At 38.4% G+C, this 21,246-nt stretch carries 16 protein-coding genes; 3 read left to right on the plus strand and 13 right to left on the minus strand.

The window, feature by feature from the left end; all coding sequences use genetic code 11:
- Positions 1-141 precede the first annotated feature (141 nt).
- The 6 genes from ASE21_RS15225 to ASE21_RS15250 form a co-directional block, all read right to left on the minus strand.
- The gene (locus ASE21_RS15225; RefSeq protein WP_057123541.1) at positions 142-3,432 is read right to left on the minus strand and encodes an SMEK domain-containing protein; all 3,291 of its coding nucleotides are present in this window, start codon (positions 3,430-3,432) and stop codon (positions 142-144) included.
- Positions 3,433-3,567: 135 nt separating this feature from the next.
- Positions 3,568-4,038, minus strand: coding sequence for a JAB domain-containing protein (locus ASE21_RS15230; protein ID WP_057123542.1), 471 nt, complete (start codon positions 4,036-4,038; stop codon positions 3,568-3,570).
- A gap of 224 nt (positions 4,039-4,262) precedes the next feature.
- Positions 4,263-5,579 carry a PcfJ domain-containing protein gene (locus ASE21_RS15235; RefSeq protein ID WP_057123543.1) on the minus strand — a complete coding sequence of 439 codons (1,317 nt, stop codon included), beginning with the start codon at positions 5,577-5,579 and terminating at the stop codon, positions 4,263-4,265.
- On the minus strand, positions 5,576-5,956 hold the full coding sequence (locus ASE21_RS15240) for a PcfK-like family protein (RefSeq protein WP_057123544.1): 381 nt from the start codon (positions 5,954-5,956) through the stop codon (positions 5,576-5,578). The genes ASE21_RS15235 and ASE21_RS15240 overlap by 4 nt, the downstream gene beginning before the upstream one ends.
- A 30-nt stretch (positions 5,957-5,986) precedes the next feature.
- Positions 5,987-6,271, minus strand: a complete 285-nt coding sequence (locus ASE21_RS15245; RefSeq protein ID WP_242410285.1) for a hypothetical protein — start codon at positions 6,269-6,271, stop codon at positions 5,987-5,989.
- A 112-nt stretch (positions 6,272-6,383) separates the two neighbouring features.
- The gene (locus tag ASE21_RS15250) at positions 6,384-6,773 is read right to left on the minus strand and encodes a single-stranded DNA-binding protein (RefSeq protein ID WP_057123546.1); all 390 of its coding nucleotides are present in this window, start codon (positions 6,771-6,773) and stop codon (positions 6,384-6,386) included.
- Positions 6,774-7,040: 267 nt separating this feature from the next.
- Between ASE21_RS15250 and ASE21_RS15255 the strand changes: the two genes are divergently transcribed.
- Positions 7,041-8,330, plus strand: coding sequence for a hypothetical protein (locus ASE21_RS15255; RefSeq protein WP_057123547.1), 1,290 nt, complete (start codon positions 7,041-7,043; stop codon positions 8,328-8,330).
- Positions 8,331-8,476: 146 nt separating this feature from the next.
- On the opposite strand, the gene ASE21_RS15260 is transcribed toward ASE21_RS15255, so the two are convergent.
- From ASE21_RS15260 to ASE21_RS15280, 5 genes are all read right to left on the minus strand, one after another.
- Entirely contained in the window at positions 8,477-9,244 is a 768-nt protein-coding gene (locus ASE21_RS15260) for a hypothetical protein (protein WP_057123548.1), read from the minus strand.
- Positions 9,245-9,334: 90 nt separating this feature from the next.
- On the minus strand, positions 9,335-10,570 hold the full coding sequence (locus ASE21_RS15265) for a competence protein CoiA (protein WP_057123549.1): 1,236 nt from the start codon (positions 10,568-10,570) through the stop codon (positions 9,335-9,337).
- Positions 10,571-10,829: 259 nt separating this feature from the next.
- On the minus strand, positions 10,830-12,815 hold the full coding sequence (gene mobC, locus ASE21_RS15270) for a conjugal transfer protein MobC (protein WP_057123599.1): 1,986 nt from the start codon (positions 12,813-12,815) through the stop codon (positions 10,830-10,832).
- Positions 12,816-12,832: 17 nt separating this feature from the next.
- A complete protein-coding gene (locus ASE21_RS15275) occupies positions 12,833-14,143 on the minus strand; it encodes a relaxase/mobilization nuclease domain-containing protein (RefSeq protein ID WP_057123550.1) in 1,311 nt (436 codons plus the stop codon).
- Complete coding sequence (locus ASE21_RS15280; protein ID WP_082603487.1) at positions 14,131-14,523, minus strand: plasmid mobilization protein; 393 nt, start codon at positions 14,521-14,523, stop codon at positions 14,131-14,133. Before ASE21_RS15280 ends, ASE21_RS15275 begins: the two co-directional genes overlap by 13 nt.
- Positions 14,524-14,853: 330 nt before the next feature.
- Here ASE21_RS15280 and ASE21_RS15285 point away from each other — a divergent pair, with 330 nt between their 5' ends.
- Both ASE21_RS15285 and ASE21_RS15290 read left to right on the plus strand, forming a co-directional pair.
- Positions 14,854-15,147: a hypothetical protein gene (locus tag ASE21_RS15285; RefSeq protein WP_057123551.1), complete on the plus strand. Its 294-nt coding sequence runs from the start codon at positions 14,854-14,856 to the stop codon at positions 15,145-15,147.
- Positions 15,148-15,460: 313 nt separating this feature from the next.
- Positions 15,461-16,744, plus strand: a complete 1,284-nt coding sequence (locus ASE21_RS15290; protein WP_057123552.1) for a MauE/DoxX family redox-associated membrane protein — start codon at positions 15,461-15,463, stop codon at positions 16,742-16,744.
- A gap of 366 nt (positions 16,745-17,110) precedes the next feature.
- Here the strand turns inward: ASE21_RS15290 and ASE21_RS15295 are convergent, their stop codons facing one another.
- Together ASE21_RS15295 and ASE21_RS15300 are read right to left on the minus strand one after the other, a co-directional pair.
- Positions 17,111-17,554 (minus strand): hypothetical protein, encoded by a 444-nt coding sequence (locus tag ASE21_RS15295; RefSeq protein ID WP_057123553.1) that lies wholly within the window; start codon positions 17,552-17,554, stop codon positions 17,111-17,113.
- A 20-nt stretch (positions 17,555-17,574) separates the two neighbouring features.
- Positions 17,575-21,234, minus strand: coding sequence for a DUF6443 domain-containing protein (locus ASE21_RS15300; protein WP_128414704.1), 3,660 nt, complete (start codon positions 21,232-21,234; stop codon positions 17,575-17,577).
- Positions 21,235-21,246 lie beyond the last annotated feature (12 nt).

A 21,246-nucleotide genomic window follows, 5' to 3' on the forward strand; every position in this document is an offset into this window, starting at 1 on the left:
CATGAGGAAAATCGTTTCTTATGAGTTATTTTAATATATATTTTCTTTCTTTCCACCTTGCTAGAATGCGGAATAGCTATAATTACAAAACACCTATTCTTATCTAAAACCAGCGCTAGTTTGAGAAACATTTATACATTATCAGGAAGATCTCATCTCTATATTTTTAATTGCACCAACAGCCGCTCTTCCCAATGAAGCATCGTTTACCATTGCTTTTAGTACAGCAAGGTCTTTGCTGTTTCCATATAGCCCGATCTGATCTGTGGCATACCTATAGATAAAGGCTGTATCATCCTTAAATTTTGAAACAGGAAATGCGTCCTTTGTCTGCAGGCATGTTCTGCACGCGTATAAGATATGCTCTGAAATAAAGGATTCCAATCTGTTGATGCTTTCATCGAAATATTCCCTAAAGTTTAAATGCATCAGTCCGTCATTAAAGACTTTCAGGCTGTCTACAAGGTATGGGGAGTAATTCTCGAAAAGCACTTTTATAGCAGGGGCACATTTTTCCATTATTCCCTTATTGTCCAGGTCTTTCCTGTTTACCCAGTAAAATATCTCCGTAAAAGCTGACAAAAATTTTTCTCCGACAGTGCTTCTGCGATCAATCAGGCTGACAAAATCAAATTTATGCTTGGCCAATATTATACAGGCAACAATATGATTTTTCATTCTCTCCTGTGACATTGTTGCTTCAAGAACTGGTTTCTCAAAAATTTTTGACAACTCGGAACAGCATTGCTCACCCAGTATTTTTTCTGCGGTCGAAATAAGCGGCGATAAAAAAAGGTCATATTCTTCTTCATGTTTCAATGCCATTAAATAGAACGCCTTTTGTTCGGCCTCGTCTAAGTTTTCAATCACATTTGTAAACGCAGAACAATAGGGATGATCAAACTGCGCATTGAACATGTAGGAAGCCTGCCTCCAAGATTCTTTGCTGTCCTGGTTCGCCAATGCATCACGCATATCGGAGAGCACGATCTGTTCATAATTTTCAGAATTGGATTCAAAAGCCCCCAGGGCATTAAGGGCTTCAAAAAGATTGGAAGAAAGAAATGGATCGGTGACACCCGTTTCTGATTTAGCCTTCTCTACGGCTTCAATCAGGCACTGCCTTTCGTTCTCATTACTATGGCAGAAGGGAACTGCTTCCACAATTTCATATTTTAGTGTCCTTGGCCAATGTAGCCAATGATTGGACAAACAATGTAGAATCATGCCATACAGAGCTTTCGCGCTCTCGCTGAATCGGCACAGGACCAGAAGCAGGTAAAACTGTCCTGTTTTTATCTTGCCTTTTCGGCTTAATTGTGCTATGGAATCTGCAGAAAAATTTTTCTCGCTTTTCATTAACATAAATCCCGACCCTAGACATGAAAAAAACCATGACAATCCCGTAACAGCCACTGATTTACCCTGAAACGGACTGTAGACAGCCTGAAAAGACCCGCTTCGCAGACTTATCTTTTTTTGTGCCGCTTCATCCTTCATTTTGTTGAAGATCACCTCCAGATGTGAATCCATTGTAAAGACTATAGAGAACATCTCTTCGAGCAACCTTCCATTGAATATTTCATAAATTACGATCTCTACAAAGGCAAGCTCATCGTATCTCCATTTCGGTACTGATCCCCTTTTTATAAGCACCTCGGGGTGACTTCCTTCTTCAAGCACAAATTGAATGCTGCTGATTTCATTTCGCATTTTCAAAAGGATCACCTTTAATTTATCAGCTGCCCAGCAACGGCTAAACTCTCCGGCTTCGCCATTCATGATCAAAATAAGCAGATCGATGTCTGAAATGTCGTCCAGTATCTTTTCCTTAAGCACATTATCTTCTATCGATCCTAAAATAAGAAGCCTTTTTTCATCATTCTTTGGGGCATTGAACTCTTCAATTACCATTTTGGGATCTTCGTAGAATCTTGCGATGCTCTCAGCAGTAAAAAACATCAGGAGCATTTCATGGCTGTAACTTATCCTAGCAAAATTACTAACTATTATTTTACTGCTCAAGCAACCCTCCAGAACAGCGACTTCGATTCTGTATTCCCGCATGATATTCTCTGCCTGGCTCAGGGAAATACTGAAAGAAATCTCTTGTGACATTTTTTTTGCAAATGCTGCAAGCAGAAAAATGCCTTCCTTCCCCAAGCTTCCTAGTTTTCTTCTCACATATAGCTCAAAAAGGCGATACCTACTTATCTTTTCGATCCCAAAAATGCCTATCTCCCCTACCATCCTAGCTTCCATGGCGGTAGTCACCATATCTAAAACAGGTTTAAGCTTGCCTACAGAATTCGAATATTTTGCCGCAATGTCGACCTTCAATCGGGCATCTGGCCTATATACTTGTATAATTTTGGCATCAAGCGATAGTAAACTTTCAGTCGCCTGCTGGGTACTTATTAAAAATAAAATTTTATGCTTATTGGAAAGTTCTCTTATCTCTGCAACAATTCTTTCTGCACCTCCCGCTGAACATTCATTTAGTCCGTCAAGCGCTAGAAGGATTTTCTTTCCTAAAGCCCTGCAAGCATCTATGAAAGACATGGCAGAATCAAAGCCGTAATCTGCCGCCAATTTCTCAATAGCGGCAGAAAGGCCCGAAGCGCAATATTTGGCCTCCAGGATTACCGGAACAATATCCTTATTGATCATGGCCATTGCCCAGCTTTTTATTATAAGCGATTTGCCATTACCTGACTCACCGGTAATTAATCTGCCTTCCTCTCCAATAGCCTCTTTGAACAATAACGCGGTGGAAATCTTCGACTGGCCAATTCCTACCTCCGAGTGAACGAGATATTCAAGGTCCGGTTGATTGCTTTTTTTTACGACTTCCAAATAATGCTTTATTTTTTCGTCGCTATCATTAAAAACAAGTATCGCTGCTTTTTTATCCGGATTTCCGAATTCGGATTTTAGAAATTCCTTAATCTCAGAGAAACGCTTCGGATCTTTTGCATAAATCGAGGCAATTTCACTTATAAGATCCGATAAGTAAAGAACGTCCCTCTGCATATCAAAAATATCCTGGTAGCCATCAATAACAGTCCGTCGCTTCCTCCTGACGGCATCCAGCAACAGGAATTTTATGCCCCCCGTAAAGCGCTTATGCAGGTCATGATCCTTGAATTTTTTCAGCGACTTTCTGATTTTGTCTAATGTTGTGTCGGAAGTTATCTGAAATGCGATTTTAGATGAATTGTCATCTCCAAGATCGACCGCAGGAAAATTGACCTGCTCTTTGCCAAGGTCTTTGAGTTGGTATTCATAGATCATATTCAGAAGCCTCTGGCAAATACCCTCGGAGACTTTATTAATATCGGTGTAGCAAAGAGCGGTGGAAAAGTTAATTTCGAGTAGCCATGCCTTTATGTATTTTTGAACTTCCTTGATTTCTTCGTACTGTTTGGGCATTGTTTAAAAATTTGATTATAAAATTAAAAAAATCTCTAAAACTTATCCAGTTTTATATTACAGTATTCGGATTTTATATTTTTTTGTGCATTTTTACCAAACTATCAAATGGCAGTTTATTTAACATGAACGGAGCTATAAGGCTCCGTCATCCACAAATGAATAATAGGTTTCAGGAGTAATAATCAGATGATCCAAAAGTGTGATATCCATAATTCTGCCTGCTTCTTTTACTTTTCGGGTTATCTGCTTATCCGCTTCGGAAGGCTTCACCTGGCCTGAGGGGTGGTTATGAATCATAATAAGCGATACGGCATTAGCTTTAAGAGCTGCGGCAAAAATCAGCCTAAGGTCTACAGAGGTGCCAGCAATTCCTCCCGAGGATACTTCATACATTCCCAATACCTTATTGGACTGGTTCAGAAGCAGGATCTTGAACTCCTCGAAAAACTCGATTGTATCGGGATTCCAGCATTGGAGCGCCAATTGGTAAACTGTTTTGGAAGATTTGATATAAGGTCTTTCCGAAGCTTTCACCTTTGTTTTGTAGATAAGCTGGATTTCTGATACGTGATTCCAGTTCTGAAGTGTTTTTGAAGTTTCCATGATTTCCAAGTTTTAAGATTAATAATGGAACCTGAACCGGGAATGAGAAAGCGAGCGAAAAAAGCAACGCAATAAAGCAGGTTTTTCTCCTGCATTTATGGGGGAATTTTTTTCGGCGAACCGCCTTTCCTTCCCGAACTTTGTTTCGGAATTAAGCCTGAACCCTGAGACATATCCCCGCCTACAAGTGTCTGCTCGCCGATAATGCACAAAAAAGCCGAAAACTAATTTTCGGCTCTCTCTTCTTTTTTTATTTTAAGTCGCTTCTTTATCTGATAGAGGTTCTGATTCAGAAGCTTCAAAATCTGCTTATGATGCGGAGAGTTCTTGTTTTTATCTCCCCTGCACTGCAGCACTTCGAGCGAGGGAAGCGCCACCTCTATGGTCTCCACAGGCCTGTTTTCAAATTTCGCAGAAAGGATAAGCGAGTTTCTCTTTTTGTAGTATTCATTGGCAAATACGCAGTGGCGGAGCATATCGCCCTGCTCAAGAAAATCTTGCACGCTTTCCATTACGCAGATGGAAAGATTCTCCTTATTGAACTCCAATCCGAAAAACTGCCTTTTCTGCTCTTCGTAGGCAATCTGCGCCTGCTGTATTTCTTGGCGAAGTTCTTTTATGTGCTTACGCCTTTGGATGATACGTTTTTTCTCCACAAGCCTGTCGTGGACTTCTTCCAAATTCTCAGGGCATACCAAATCAGAATTATTCAAATCCTTTTTGAACCATCTGAGAAGGCTAATGTAATCCTCCCAAATGGAAAAATCCTTTACCTTGTAATTGTTTTTAATGCAGGTTTTAACTGCCTGCCAGTTCTCCCTGATGCGCTGAGTGTGCGACACGAGATAATGGGCAAGAAAATCGGTCTGCCCAGTTTTGAGAAGCGTTTCTGCATGGGAATCTTTCAGAAGAGCCGTAAAAAGCACCTGTGGGGCAATGCCGTAGAAACTGCCCTTGAAACCGTTTCGTTTCAAAACTGAAATCGCTTTTGAACACGGATAAACCTTATAGGGATTGATGCGGTATTTGGGAGAGCTTTCGAAACTTTTCGGGCGGATTTCCAAAGGGGTGTAATATTTCCATGCATCATATGCCTGCGAAAAAATGTTGGTGCCGAGCGAGAGCGTGCGCACCTCCCCTTTTTCGTTTATCCAATGCTGCATCACTTCCTTATGGTAATAAGTGGGCATGAAATTCTTTTTCATATTCTTGTGCGAGCAGATAATTCGCACGACCTGAAATCCCCCGCAAATATCCAAAACAGCGAAGTATTCGATTTCCCTGAAATGCGCCTGATTGCATTGCTGCATTTTAAGCTTTCCTCTGCATGCCGTACAGCTGATATACTTTTGACAGGACGCTTTCTTGGCATCAGGCTTCCAGGAGTGGGCGCAGTCCAAGCAGTGGAATTTTCCTCTTGAGAGCACGCCCCATTTGATGAAAATGTTCTTCTCTGCCCAAACCTGCATCTTTTTCGATACAGGGGCAAGAGTTCCGCTAAGGGAAGTTATATGCTTTTCGATGATGGTTTTGGGTATCATAGGTCAAAAAGCGTTAAGGTTTTCGATTCAGGTTTTGGAGCGGTAACCGCCGTTTTTGCAACGGCGGTATTCTGCACAGCTTTGGGAGCGGAAGTGAACAGATCAGCCACAGCAGGCTCTTTCAATGCAACTCTGCAGTTTACGGGCTGAGGCTGTCCGATGCTGTCATCGGTGTAGTACTTGACCGCCATGTCAAATATTTCCTGATTGTCAAAGGCGCACAGCCCAGTTTTTTTCACCTCGCCGAAAATGTAATTTAGACAGCTTTCCAAGTTTTTTGATTCTTTAGAGAAGTCCTTTGCAAATACGGCATCTGCAAGGGCGGTCTGATTGAGGTAGTTTTCTATAGCGGTCTTGAAGTTTTCTGAAGCTTTCATAAGGGAAGATTTAAGATTATACAAATAGTCTTATTCAAAAGAGGTTCTGTAGATGTCATAGCAGTACTCTTCAAAACAGAGCCAGCACATAAAGGTGTAGTGAGGCAGACCGTATCTGTCTTTTACCGCTTCCCCAAGGGAATCTTCCATTTCTTTTCTGATGTCTTCCAAATCATCCAAATGCTCGATGTACAATTTCTTGCAGTCGGCGTGATAGATAAACTGGGATATCATACCGCTGATGCATCCGCCTCTCTGCATGTCTTCAAGGAATGCTTTCAGCTGCTGTTTTTTTGTTCCGACATAAGACTGCATTTCAGAAAGGATTATCTTTTTGAACGCATCGTGAACGTCATACTCGGCGTATATTGATTTTTCTAAGGCTTTCATAACTCATTTCTTTAGGCTTATATAATTGAAATAGGAATTAAAATGGCAGGTCGTCAGGCTGTTCCTTTCTGTTCTTTTTCGCAGGAGCTGACTGCTCCTGTACAGCTTGCGCATCTGAGACAAACACCAGTATTTTGATGTTGCTTGTATGAAAAGTGAGACTTGCCATAGCTTTGCCCTCAGAATTGAGATAGGCGTTCACTCCTATCCTCCCAAAAAGCTCCACCATCGCGCCTTTTTTGAGCCATTGCGCAACACCCGAACTGAGCCAGTACGAACAGTCGATATAGGTTACTATTTTTACCGCTTCGGCGCTTCCTTTGGCTTTGTAGCTGTCATTGACTGCAATTGAAAAATTTACCACCTCCCTGTCATTGGCTGTTTTGGCAACAACTGCATCTCTTGTTAATCGTCCTGTGATCTCCATGATTTCTAAATTTTAAATGATTACTGTTTTTAAAATTCTTTTCCACTGCCTTTCCCAAACAATTGTTTTCAAAAGAAAAAACGGAAAAAAAGAAAGCGGCAATAAAGCGGGCATCAAGGATACGGAGGGCTATAAGTCCCGAAGGGCGGCAGAGCCGTTATGCGCCTGCAGGATCCGGCGCACGCTAACTTGGCTTCCTTTTTATCCGTTTCGAATGAAAACTGTAATCTCTAAAAACTTTGATTATATTTGATTCAAAATCTTTCTATGAAACTGAAATTCGAAATCTGGACTGAAGAAAATTCTTTACTGGAAAACACAAAAAATTTATTTATAACTTCTGTCAACTGTTATAAAGCACAAGCTTATAATGCATCTTTGCTTATGGCATATCTGGGATTTTTGGTAACATTGAAAGAAAGAGTTATGAGTGCAGAAAAACCAGCTCTTTTTCCTGACGGCTTATGGAAGAATATTATCTGGAACTTAAAAAATGAAGATAAATGGGAAGAAAGCATTTTTGACGCTTCAATGCAGAGAGAAAAAATGAGTGGTGAGAAACCTCCTGTTAGAACCCAGGATCCCGTTTTTGCTATAAACGATAATATTAGAACGCAAATCAGATACTGGAAAGACAGAAGAAATGACTGTGTCCATTATAAGGACAACATTATTACCAATTTTCATGTTGAAAATTTCTGGACGTTCCTACAGTCAAACCTTCAAAAAATCACCATCGAGGGAGGTAGAATAACGCTACTCAATAAGTTTAGCAGGCATTACGACAGATCTTATACATCAGCTGATGAAGATGTTATGCCTCTGATCAAAGAAATAAAGGGGGCAGTAAATAAAGCTGAAATGCACGATTTCTGGAAAGATCTTCTTTTTAGAGTTTCTGACCTGTGGGACTACAATAACGAACTTACATTGATGCAGAAAATAATACAAATGAATGATCCAGACATCACGCAATCTCTCATTACTTACTTAAAGTCTGACGAGACTTATACGGAGGCTTATATAAATGAATATCCTGCTATCATTGCAATGTTGGGTTACAGCGAGCAGGAAATCAGAAACTTCTGGAATACCAAAATAAAGAGAATGTCCAATGCCATGGGAGTATACGCGTCAATGTTACGCAATAACTTAATCCCCATAAACCAAATAGAGGAAGCCAACCAAAAACTTGTCTCTTTATATAAGTACTGCCAGAGTACAGATGATCATTATGTCCTATCTTCAAATGGATACGGAGAAGCTTTATTCGAGCAACTTTTTATCGTAAAAAACCCAAATCAGCGGGAGTACTGGAAATTCATGAATAAACATTATCTGCTATACACCAAATATTTGGAATTATACCCACTTAAAGGAGAGGCCGTCAGAATATTATGCGAAGAGTTTAATAAAGAGCATTACAAGTCCTATTTCCTAAGAGACAGTATTGACCGCCTCTTTATGCGAAATCAAACAAAAATGAAGGAATTTAAACAGATTGCAGAGAATCTTGATTTAGAATTGCCGACAGAAATAAGCTCACTATATGTTTAAAATTAGAACTAGCAATATCTGTATTCCTCACTTATTAGTTACTAATTCGGTTATAATTGAAAATATTTTTTTAATAGCTATGAGTTAAAAATTGTAAACAAAAGACAATTCTTAAACAAGTCTAAAGATTTTTTATTAATTCATTTTTAGTATTTCTCTGATATTTCAAATCTGAATTTTGCAAGTTCATTAGATTCTTCCCTTGGCAATGCAATCATATCAAATTTAATCGCAATTAGAAAAGTTTTAGATAACACATTAGAATGTATATCGGTATAATTTACATTAAGTTCCAATTGGGGAAATTCATGTTCATTTAATCCGCGATGATTTTCAGTACTTATCTGATTGACCATAAAAAGCCAGTATAGATTAATAAAGTAGTCTGGTATTACGATTTCGGTTTCTCTATTTTCATTAACGTAAGGCAGTATAAAGTTAAAACTTCCTCCCCTGTTGTCCTCTTCAATGTCAAGGGCCCAGGAAATGTTCAGCGGAAGTGAGTCGATTATAATAAAATCGTCATTTTCTTCCCAATTAACATCACTGTCTCTACATATTATCTTCTTAGCATCTTCAATATTAAAATACCAATTCCATTTTACATTTTTCGCGACTCCAAAACCGATATTATCAATACCAATTTTTAGCTCATTAAATCCTGAAATACTTGTATTCTCCTCTTTTCTATCTCTGAAAGTATAAAGGAAAACAGTTTCGGTCTGCTGGTCGTAATCTCCCCGGTATATATAGAAGGAAAAATCAGCCATATTCAGATCAGGAAAATAGCTATGTACACGCTGGGTACGCATTTCATTGATTGTCAGCAGTGCAATAATTGCTGTCAGCAATGTTACACATGCTATAAAAATGTTAATCCAGTCAGCCGTTGTAATACTTTGTAAAATTTCCAAATGATATCTAGTTTATAGTTTGATTATGATTACCTGCGATTTCAAATACAAATCTTTTTTCACTTTATAACACATTACTATTGCAGTAGGCTAGTTATCCGCAGGATCATGTGTAGAAATAAATTCACCAACTGTCAATATGCTAACCTTATTATCAGGATGATTGTACAGCAATTTACCGTCACCGATGTCGAAGTAAATCGGTGCGGCAGCTGATAACCAGCTTTTTCTTGCATGTTTCCAAGTGAGCTTCAGCTTGTTTTTATCCTGAATAATTTCATTTCTCTCTTCAAGAAAATCAGCTTCCAATATTTTCAAATTCGCGTTGATGTAATTGTCGATTTCGGCTTTCAGATCCTTCATCTGCTTATCGTCTGCAGCATCCTTACCCTCCAAAAATGAAATAATTCTTTGTAGCTGTGCAATTTCGTCTTCCAAATATAAGTACTTTGAAGCAACAAATTTCAATTCTTCCTTCACAACCGGCTTTAAACTTTCAAGCTCAGCCAATATTTCCTTACGCTCAAAATCAAGTTTCTCAATTTCGCATGTGGTATTTCCTCGCAAATCCAGATAATGCTTATTGCGTTTAAGATCAGCTAGTAGCCTGAAAAACATCTTCTTGCTAACAAGTGCATCATCATTAGTAATCTCGATAAGGGACGGATCTACAGCTAAATTATCGCTCTGCCAGATATTTATAATCTGCTCTGCAAAAGTTTCCGCATTTTTATTACAGCTTTTAAAAATATCGGTCACTGACATCAACTGTCTCAATTCATATTCCCTGGATTGGATTTCTGAAGCCCTTGCGTTTTGGTTCTGCTTTAAATTAAGCAGTGCCTGGGAGTTGTGCTTACTCAGCAGCCTTTTCTTTTCAGCATAACGGTTATCAATCTCTGCCAGCTGTTTTCCTGCTACATCTTCGGTAATCAGATTGTTTTTAAAACTCTGCGCATTTATTACCCAGATCATTTTTTCGTAAAATCTTTCCCGTATTGAAATAGTTGATGAAGAAATAGCAGAATTTTGAAATTCGATAACAATCCCATCTGATGTAAGAATGTCTGCGATGTGTCTCTCATCGTTTTTTTCTATGATGGTCTCCTGCCAGTCAAATGGAAACTGGCTCTTCCAAACCCGATGCCATTCGGTTTCACCCTCTTTCCACACATCACAATCGGCGTTAGAGACATGCTGCCAATGCCAGATGTTAATTTCACCGCATCTTCCACGCACTTTCTCTCCGCAGAAACCGCAGACGGCAATCTGCCCCGAAGAAGAAGGACTAATTTTTTTCCCATCGATGTCTATCGCATGCTGCATAATCGTAATAGTGAAAATTCTATTATTGACGTTAGAAAATCATTAATTAATATTCCCAAATATATCCTTTTTTTCTTTATGAAATGCATCAGGCATAGCCCAGACAAATGCCAAGAAACTAATTAATAAGCACTTATAAATGCGCCATCAGATATGCGATGCTAATATTTCGTAATAGTGCTGACGGCTTGATTAAGAATGTCTTTATGAGCAGTATTATACTTTTAAATACTGCTGAACAATCAACATTTTTACTTCTCTATTTCTGCTCTTTTTTTAACACCAAATAAACCTGCGCAGGATCGTTCAAGAGGCGTTCTATTTCAGAATGAATAATATCTTGGACATCCTGTTTAATCTGCAGATAATTCCGCTGAATCATAGACTCATCAATTTTGCGGACCGGCGGGATTTCTTTAAAACTTTCTTCTTCTTTTCTTAAAGAATCATGATCATTAATAATCTCGCTGTGAAAAGTTTTAAGTTCAATTTTACAGTCGGGATTATCGGCTACCATGCCCACAAATTCTCCCGAACTGAGCGCTGAAATTTTAGAAGGAGGCACTGCCGATTCCAGCTGCTTGGAACGGCTGATGGAGGTGTCGTTGCTGCTGATTGAAAGGCTTTCCCTATCCTGCAGAATTTTGCCAAAACGCTCCGATAACTGTTTGGAGGTATCACCTGTTACCTGTCCGGAAATGATGTTTCCTGTGATATTCATTATGACATCTGCCTGCTCCCTTCCATAGTCCTTTCGAAGCTGGCTGAAATCCTGGATGCCTAAACACGTCGCCACTTTATTGCTTCTTGCCGTAGCAATAAGGCTGTCCATGTTGTTGAGATAAATGGTTGGAAATTCATCGAAAATCAGACTGGATTTGAGCCTGCCTTTTTTATTTACCAACTTTACCAGCCTATTAACATACAGTGACAAAACTGCTCCGTAAATCTGTATCTTCTGCGGATTGTTTCCCATGCAGACAATCTTGGGCTGGTCTGGATTATTAATATCCAAAGTAAAATCATTACCTGACAGCACATAATACAACTGGGGAGAGGACAAACGTGCCATAGCAATTTTAGCTGTGCCAATCTGCCCCTCCAGCTGGTCATTTGCCTCCTGCAGGTAAGCACTGACAAAAGGATTAATCAGCACCTCAATTTCCTTTTCTGTTCTGAGCAATGTAAAAAGATTATCGTAGTCTACCTGCATAAGTTCAATGACATGAGGCAGGGTACAGAATTCCCCATCACTATACTTTCTGAGATACCAGATGACAGCGGAAAGAAAGTTAATGGGAGACTCTACAAAAAAGTCTCCCTGCTTTCTAATCCATTCCCTGTTGAGCCCCATCAAAATAGTGCGGGCAGATTCCGATGCGTCTGTAATATCTTGCATTCCTTTTGGATCTAAAGGATTGCATCTGTGCATAATTTTATCAAAATTTATAAAGTAGCATTGGGGAATTATTTTATAGGCCCCTTTATTTTTTTCAAATGTATTGTAGACAATTTTGGAGAGATCATCATACTTGAAATCATACACAAACATGGTGAATCCTTTCTTTATATGCTGGGTTATAACATGCCTGATGACAAAATAGGATTTTCCGGAACCGGGGCTTCCTAAAACCAGCAGTCCCCGAAACGGATTTATAATATTAATCCAGCTTTTTCGGATCTTATTTTTCAAATAATAGCGGGCAGGAAGGTTAATGGAGTATTCATTTTCCAAAAGCCTTTCTTCCTGAGGAAAAGTTTCATTCTCTTTATTAAAAACATCGCCATTCTGAAATTTTGTTTTTATTATTCTGGATAACAAAGTTCCTCCTGAAAGCATCAACAGAAACCCCAGAGATGTTAGGCTAATATAGATTCCAGCTTTGTATACTCCGTTAATTGGAAAATAAAAAACAGCCGCTGCAGCAAAGTAAACTAATAGACCGTTGAAAATATAAACTAAAGCAGTTCTATAATTCATTTTCTGGTCTTTTTTCCCTTTCGCTCCTATGAGAGAAACTGCCAATAGCAACAGTGAAAAAAGTTTTGATTTATGGAAATCATCAAAAAGTCCAGTTCTGGAAATCCTGTCTACTATTTTCTCCATGATTTCACCTGCAAGATGCCAGCGCTCAAAAGCTTCATAGCAGAAAAAATAAAAATGCAATACCAGTATAATGACACTGATTAATCTTGTCATATCCAGTATTTTTCTCAGTGCTTGTTCATTCTCTCCTGTCTGCATAGCCATTGTCTTTAAATTTATAAATTATTAGAACGTCTTCTTACTCTTTTCTTTTTTGATGCTTTTTTAAGCTGATTTGGAACATAAAAAACATCATTCTCAACCTTGGTTATTAACTCTATCATCTTTTCAACAGCAGATTCGAAATCAAGGGATTTCAAATCCTGCTGCAGGTCTTTGAAAAAACTTTCATTATTTTTTTCCTGACCAATAGCTTTATTAGATTTAGGTATCTCAGAAAGAACTGAAATAGGCTTTTCTTTTTCATTTTCAAAAGATAATCGACATCGGCGCTCTATCAATTTAGCACTGTAGGACTTTCCTAAATCGCTGCCGTTAAATACGCATTTTGAAGTGTGGTCCACATAAGTGATCCCATAAAGCTGTCCCCCGGCACTTTTTCTGAAAACCACGTTTATTCCTTCCTTTCTCAGCTCCAATTCCAAATCAGAAAGCGAAACGCTTCTGCTTAAAAGTATAAGGTCAACAGCATTAGCAATTCTCTTCTTATGGGATGCCGTGTTAGCATTCTGCAGAAACTTCATCTGTAGAAACTTTAAAGTCGGTTTACTATAAAATCCGCTTGATTTCAAAGGAACACCAACTGGTTTTCGATTCTCGTCCAGCGTTCTGTACAACAGACCATTTGTTTTGAATATTCTTGAATTTTCCTCTCCCCTGTCCGCCATTACATTATACAGCCCCAGCACTGCATTCAGCTCGGAGAGGCTTTTGTATTTATATGCCGGAAGCACATGATCAAGAACCGACTGTACGGCGCTTTTTGATTCTGTTTTGCCGTATTTAATCTTTGAAAGTACAATAGGTTTGATAAGCTCATGTCTGGTATTTTTCTTTTCCTGAGCCTGAACCAAACCGAACATTTTTTCAATCTCCTTTCGCGCTGCTTCAGACTGGTTTCTTCCTATATTCTGCATATCAATCCTGCTGCCGTTTTCTCTAACTTTTATAGAAACCAAATGCAGATGCGGATGTCCCGCATCATAATGCCTGTAAATTAAATAAGGCTGGTTTCCAAAACCTATTTTCTGCATGTACTGCGATGCTATTTCAAGCATCTTTTCATTTGATAATGCAGATTCAGAAGGATCAAAATTCAGTGAAATATGTACGCTGTTCCTCTTTACATTTTCATTAAGTGCATTCTGTTTCAGAAGCCTGTTTAGCTTCATCACATCCGTTAATTTTGTAGCTTCAAGAGGATAATTTCCTTCTCCTATGCATTCGGCAATTCCTTCTTTCACTTTATTTTCATTGTAATTAAAAATATTATGCACAGAATTCCCCGTCTTAATTACTGCAACCATTTTTCAGTAATTCTTTGGAAGTGGATTTTAATTTCCTCGACCTTGTCCAAAAGCATTTTGCGCTCTAATTCCGAGTTTAAAATCCATGCTTTAAACTCCGGAATCTGCCTCAGGGTATGGAGTTTTTTTACAGACTGATTGAAGTTGTTTCCAAGAGAATGAAGTTCGCTTTTCAGCTTTATAACTTCAGCCATAAATTCATCAAGAGACTCACTTCTATACTTCACTGTAATGGGCTTATTGAATAAATGCATACGGATGTAATCGCTGAGTTTTCTGCAGGTGCTGGCTTTCCATTTCCGTTCTATTTTCTGATATTCTTCAGGGGTAAAACGAAGCCCTACAATCCGTGTTCTGTTTGAAGTTTCTTTTTCCATCATTTATCTTTTTCATTATTTCTTCACATATTTTTAAACTTGCAGTTTCACTGCCTACGAGTTCCGAGTAAAGGGCAGCAAGATTCGGTTGTTTAACAAACGGACATCTTGCCGATTGCAGAAACGTGGCAATCTTTCCGATTTTCAACATCATTTTAAAAGCTGGCTGCAAAAATATTGATGATGCATCAATAAGGAAGCAGTTGTTTTTACAAGACGAAATTACATAATGGGTTTGGATTTCACTTATCATGGACATATTATGTACATGAGAATTTAAAGGCTCCTTTATAACTTTACAGGAATTAATTATTAATCTAAAACGTGAAAATTATGCTGACAACAAATGATGTAGCCAAAGTTTTTGATACTATCTTGAGTATCCCAGGCATGAATGAAGTAGTGAAAATTGATCTGAAGATTTCACGCAAGAATGTACTGCTTTTAAAGCATGTAGTTGAACGCGGATCGGCCGTGCAGGATGATTTCAAATCCTCCGCTTTTTTAGGAAGCATACCCGCCGACAGCCTTGAAGAATTAAAGATTTTAAGCGACGAATGCCTTCAAAAAGCAGGCCTGAATGAGCTGCATGAAAAATTGCAGATCTTCAATCAGCCGGCCAAGTAAGATTTTATCAGATTAAAGCAAAAGGCACCTTTTAAATTTATTTTATGGGTGTCTTTTTTTATTGCTCCATATCAATTTAAACAGATGATTTTCAACTTTTAACTTAGATTGAATGTTATTCAAAAATCTCAGCCTGTTTTTGGTAACAATACAGCCAGCCAGCCTGCGTAATTTTGCTTCATACTTTCCGAAGGCGATTCAAAGCATTACACTCCAAGCCAAAAACAAAAAACAAAGAAACAGACTTAAATAATCAATAAGAATCAAATTTTTGTCTGCGTATCTGAAACCTCAAATCTAATTGGTCAAAACTATGAAAGCACCCGGCAAAATAAGCAGCCTATTTATCGAAATTGTATGTCTATTGTATATGCTGCTGCTGGTTTATGCGGCTATGAACAAAGGGCTTGATTTCGAAAATTTTCAAGTGGAACTTGCACAGTCACCATTGCTGAGCGCTTTTGCATCCTGGATATCGTGGACTGTGCTGATCATAGAATTTGGCATTGCGATATTCCTTCTTTTTCGAAAGACCAGAATAAAGGCTCTTTATGCCGGATTCTGTTTGATGAGCATGTTTACTGCGTACATTTTTATAATGCTCAACTACAGTTCTTTTCTCCCTTGTTCATGCGGCGGCATTTTAGAGAAGATGAGCTGGAAACAGCATTTGATTTTCAACCTGTTTTTTGTTGCACTGGGAGCAACAGCCCTATTGCTGGATTATCGTCTCCGCACAAAAACAGATGCTTTAAGACTGACTCTGGCAAGTCCGCTAAAACTAATGATAAGCTTTGCTGTATGCATTTCAGCAGTACTTATTTTGTTTGTGTCTTCGGAAGAAATCATGCAGCATAAAAATCCATTTATCAGACGATATCCGCATCACCCCGTAACATTGATCAAAACTGTTGATTTAAAATATAATTCATACTACTTGGCCGGTCATGGAAATGGAAAGATATATCTTGGAAATCCAACTGCTGCCTTAAGCATATTAATGATTGACAGCAGATTCCGCCAGCATATGATAAGAGCATCGCTGGACAGAGGAGGCTTCTTCTTCAAATCTATCAAGCTGACCGTCACTCCTCCTTATTTTTTCATCCTTGATGGCGGATCTCCTGCAGTTTTCCGTGGAAAAATTAAGGACTGGAAAGCCAGTTTGCTCACTCCTCCCCCTCCCTATTTTAATATTGGATTTCCTATTGACAGCAGCACAATTGTATTTAGGGGTATTAGTTCCAAAACCAGCAATAATATCATCGGCCTATTCCGCTTTGGAAAAAAAGCAAATGCAAAAACACTTCCCCAGCTTCTGGAGAAACAGATTGACGGAGTATTTGATACAGATGGAATGCTGCATTACAGTCCTGAAATGAAACGGATAATTTACATCTATACGTACCGTAACCAATATATAGCAGCGGATGAAAACGGAGTCTTGAATTTTCGTGCCCATACGATCGATACATTTTCCCGTGCGCAGATAAAAGTCGCCTATCTGAAAGAAAAAACAGAGCGCGTTATGGCGGCACCTGGTGTAAATGTAAATAAAGCCAGCAGTGTCTGCGGCCCTCTTTGGTTAATTGAATAATATTTTGATTGATATTTAATTTGTAAGCTTGATTTGTATAACTTTCTATGAAACGGTGACAGCACATTTTACAGTAGTACTGCTGTTTATAGTTTTTAGTTCTACCATTTCTAATAACCTTTTTCTCTTTGCATTTAGGACAGTTTAGATCATCACTAATTCTGGAACACCATGTCGCATTTTTATTCATATTAGCACGTTTAAGGCAATATTAAAACAAAAAAGATGAGCAGTAATGCTCATCTTTAAATTATTTTTAATGATATTTATTCTATTTCAACAGGTTAAAAATCTAAAATATCATATCACTAACTTTGAAACAATACCCAACATTAACCAAATTCCAAGGTGCTGTCTAGCATCTTCTCATCCTCCACCATACATGTAAATGTCGTTAGCTTTTATATTTTTCTCCTTAATAAATTCAACTTTATTATTCCTACTACTTAATACAAAAGTTCCTAAATAGTTTTCAGGGGGAGCTTTCATCCAAAATTTCCCTATCAAAGTAACTTGTCCGTCACTTTTATTAATAGTATACCAACTACTATCACAATCAATTAAAGTAAAAAAATTACTATTATCATACAAATAACTCTTTGCACCAACACCTATATCTCCTTGTATTTTAATTTCGTCAATATCCCCTTTACTACAATTTATTGTTAAGTAACGATCGTATTCTCTTAAAATAGGATTACTTTTTTCAATTCTAATTGTAATATTATTTACACTAATATTGTCCTCACATTCAATCTTCTTGCCACAAGAAATGAGAATAAATATCAAAAATATAATGTTCCTTTTCATTTTTTTTAGTTTAAATAATTCTATTTTTTATCTTGTATTCCTCTGAAAACGGCATAATCTAATCCTGCTGCGTACCAGCTCCAATTTGTTAAATTTATTTTCCACTTGGAATCCAAATCAAAGTCAGCAGCTTGATTATTTTCTACTAATTCACTAAAATCATCGTCACTAGTATAACCAAGACCTGGTACGTAATCACCTTTACCAGGATCCCAATTGTATTCATCGTGATAACTAACCTCAATAGAACCTGAAATTGTATACCCATTGAAAACTGAAGTATTACCCCTACTAACCTTAAACGAAACATTTGTTTTAATTATGTATCCTCCACTTCCATATAATAAATCAGGTTCGTCATGTCGTGCATAATAAGAATTATTCCATGTACCTTTTAAAGTTATTGTCTCTCCTAATTTCATCTTACTAATTTGATCATTAAATTTTACACTAAATAAGTTCAGTATATTTTCTGCAATTCCTTTTCTAACGCTTAAATTAGACATAAGAAACGAAGACGAAACATTTTTCCCTTTTGATTTTCCTCCTTTACCTTGTAAAAAATACTCCATATTGTTAGCTGCAAAATTCATCCCCACTGCTCTAGCATTCTTTATCATACTTCTACCATGTGCAATAGTTATAGGACATTTATCGCAAGTACTTCCATCTTGATTTAATCCTTGACTAGCCATAGTTTCTCCAAATGATACTTGATCACCCTGACTATTAACATACATATTTTTATTCCAATCATAATGTTCTCCATCAGCACCGCTAGGATCCTTCCAATATGCTGGATTATTGTCAAATGCAGAGTATGGAGATTGACTATGATGTAAAATTGGATCTTGAACTATCCATCTTGCTATAGCAGGATCATATTGTCTTGCGTCCATTGCGAACATCCCAAGCCCAAGCTCGTCTTGAAGCTCTTTTCCATTGTATTTATACTGCTCTGCAGCTGAACTTCCATATGCAAATTTAGGGATATTATTATACCCTTGGTGCTCGAGTCCAAAAGCATAATAATTATTCTCCTCAATGATATCGGTAAGTCCAGAACTAACATTTTTAGCATAACTCAGCCTTACGTTCCCAAGATGATCTTTGTACTGGAAAACATATGAAAGCGTTCCTGCATTGTTAGCCACATAACCTTCCTGCGTTGGAAAAAACTGAAGGTCAAATGTTCCTGTGTTAACTTTTTTATATTGAAAACCGCCCAAATACTCCGTTGTTGTTGTATTGGAAGGGGAAGTTTCTAAAACTGTTTTCTGGATCTTCTCCCCGGCGGCATTGTAAAGATAAGTAATATTACCACCCGGTAGTGTTATTTTTACTGGCAGGTTTAAATGATTATAAGAAATACTGGTTGTGATTCCCTTATTGGTATCAGTAAGCATATTTCCATTGGCATCATATGAGTAATCATCCACAGTATCGGAAACCGTATTCACCGCATCGTCCTTGAACCCAAATTGGTCAATCGCAGCTGCATCGGAGACTTTCATTAATCGGTTTCCAGAATCATAATCATATTTTAGATCATCCATCATCCCGTAATTGGACGCTAACGCTGCAGATGGATTAGCAGTTATTGCTCCCCTTCTCTGCAATTTGAGAATATTACCGTTCTTATCATATTGTATATTATCCTCACTGAACAGCCCCGCATTATCCACCGCACTCTTGAGCCTGTTCAGGGCATCATAGCTGTAAACATAGTTTCTGACGCTTTTATCATTATTATCACTTGCCCACAGCGTCTGGCTGATGTTCCCATTGTATAATTTTTTGGATGCGTCAGCAATCCCGTCGTAATTGATCTGAAAAGCGAACAAATCTTTTGGATCCGATCCGTTAGTTAACTGGTTTATGTTATTAATTCCCTTGAGCCAGCCTCTGATATTATAACTATAATCCACTTTCTGAAGCGGTGCAGACTGGGTGTTTCCTACTTTTTTAGAGGTCAGCTGTCCAAGTGCATCATATTCATTGAAAGCCAGCAGCTGTGTATTTCCTGCTGTGGTCTGTCTGACAGATTCTAACCGGTCCTGATCAGTATAAGAATAATCGTCACGAATCGAAATTACCGTACCGCCCGAAACCCTCTGGTGCGTGGTTATCGCATAAATAGTTTTTCCTGTGAAATCAAAATTAGTCTCAACCTGCTTATTTCCTCCTTGGAAATTGGATGTATAACTGCGTATGGCTCTGGCTTTTTCATCATAAAGTGCATAAGCTGTTTCAGCTCTTAGCGGAGCGGTGCTCCCTTCCAATACTCGGGTCCAGCTGCCTGTAGCAAGACCGGTGGGTTTTGAAGTCGAATTATTAAAAAATACAGTCTGCCCCGCCGCCGCCGTAAAGGAAACAGGCGCCCCCGGATAATCATAGTTATCATAATAATTTACTGTCAGGATATGGTAAACGCTCGCTGGCGCAGCCGCAGAGTTAGTCGGCCATGCCAGATTGGTGTAGCGGATATCAACATTGTTAACTGTAATTAATGCCGCAGATTTTGTTTCGCTAAAATTTGCTGCAGTATTATTTCTAGCTTTCTGGATATCAGTCCTGTCCAGGGCCGTGACAGAAACTGCAGGCATCCATCCTGTTATTACCGGCCTGCTGAAGGCATCGTATTTTGTTACTACCCAGCCTGAAGACGTTAAATTGCTGAATGGCGAATTTGCAGGTCCTGTAGCTACTACACGATCCAGTTTATCATAAACAATAAACTCCCATTGTTTCCCCGGAAGTTTTTTTTCCACCAGACGATTAAGATGGTCGTATTTATACTGATAACATAGGTCGTTCAAAACTTGTCCGGTAATAACACCATCAGCTTTAGGAGTGATCACATAAGTAAGGTTGCCGTAGATATCATACACATAGTAAGTATCATGTTTTTCATTAACTGCACCGGCACCGACTTTTCCATAAGTTCTTTTCAGTACCAGCTGACCTTCTTTATTCTTAAATTCTATAATGCATCCTGAAGTTTCTGATAAAGGGACAGCGGCATTCTCATCATATACTAAATTTTTATATAATTCACCTTCCGCATACGTTCCGGCATCAGAAAGACTTATATCATACAATTCATTGGCCGTATTCCAAACAGTCACAGCTTTAAAAAAACGAACTTCAGCAGCTACATTAGACTGGTAGTCCAATTTTATCTCGTGGCCTTTACCCATTTCCCATGATGTACCGGGAGCAGCCTGTTTCAGAACCCGGTTTAACGGAGAAGCCTCCAATTGCTGTTCCGAATATGGGTTCGTAGTATATTCATATTTAGCAGTATTATAAAGAGTTCCAAGCGAAGATAATGAAGCTGTCATGCTCATAAGAGGATAAGATAATGTAGAGTTTGAAAGAGTATAAGGAAGATATTCCTTTATCTGTCTTCCGTAATTATCATATTCTACAGGAGTTATAATATCTGAGCCATCCCCCCCCGTGCCGATAGCGGTAGTTTGTATTGGACGGCCAAGGCCGTCAAAATAGGTAACTTTCTGAACCTTTTCCTCTTTTTTAAGTGCATTCAAAGCACTTGCGGAAACAGGTTTCTTTGGAGAAACAACATAAATGAAGTTATCATCGCTGAAGCTCTGAGCTGTTATCCACTGTCCAGCAGCAGATAACAAAAACAGTAAGAGTAAATATTTTTTTATCACGATTATCTTCTT

The organism is Flavobacterium sp. Root901, assembly GCF_001429765.1.
GTDB lineage: Bacteria > Bacteroidota > Bacteroidia > Flavobacteriales > Flavobacteriaceae > Flavobacterium.

Coding starts and splice junctions, on each gene's coding strand:
- ASE21_RS15225 (WP_057123541.1), bottom strand. CDS start 3,432: ATGCCCAAACAGTACGAAGAAATCAAGGAAGTTCAAAAATACATAAAG.
- ASE21_RS15230 (WP_057123542.1), bottom strand. CDS start 4,038: ATGGAAACTTCAAAAACACTTCAGAACTGGAATCACGTATCAGAAATC.
- ASE21_RS15235 (WP_057123543.1), bottom strand. CDS start 5,579: ATGATACCCAAAACCATCATCGAAAAGCATATAACTTCCCTTAGCGGA.
- ASE21_RS15240 (WP_057123544.1), bottom strand. CDS start 5,956: ATGAAAGCTTCAGAAAACTTCAAGACCGCTATAGAAAACTACCTCAAT.
- ASE21_RS15245 (WP_242410285.1), bottom strand. CDS start 6,271: ATGCAGTCTTATGTCGGAACAAAAAAACAGCAGCTGAAAGCATTCCTT.
- ASE21_RS15250 (WP_057123546.1), bottom strand. CDS start 6,773: ATGGAGATCACAGGACGATTAACAAGAGATGCAGTTGTTGCCAAAACA.
- ASE21_RS15255 (WP_057123547.1), top strand. CDS start 7,041: ATGAAACTGAAATTCGAAATCTGGACTGAAGAAAATTCTTTACTGGAA.
- ASE21_RS15265 (WP_057123549.1), bottom strand. CDS start 10,570: ATGCAGCATGCGATAGACATCGATGGGAAAAAAATTAGTCCTTCTTCT.
- mobC (WP_057123599.1), bottom strand. CDS start 12,815: ATGCAGACAGGAGAGAATGAACAAGCACTGAGAAAAATACTGGATATG.
- ASE21_RS15275 (WP_057123550.1), bottom strand. CDS start 14,143: ATGGTTGCAGTAATTAAGACGGGGAATTCTGTGCATAATATTTTTAAT.
- ASE21_RS15280 (WP_082603487.1), bottom strand. CDS start 14,523: ATGATGGAAAAAGAAACTTCAAACAGAACACGGATTGTAGGGCTTCGT.
- ASE21_RS15285 (WP_057123551.1), top strand. CDS start 14,854: ATGCTGACAACAAATGATGTAGCCAAAGTTTTTGATACTATCTTGAGT.
- ASE21_RS15290 (WP_057123552.1), top strand. CDS start 15,461: ATGAAAGCACCCGGCAAAATAAGCAGCCTATTTATCGAAATTGTATGT.
- ASE21_RS15295 (WP_057123553.1), bottom strand. CDS start 17,554: ATGAAAAGGAACATTATATTTTTGATATTTATTCTCATTTCTTGTGGC.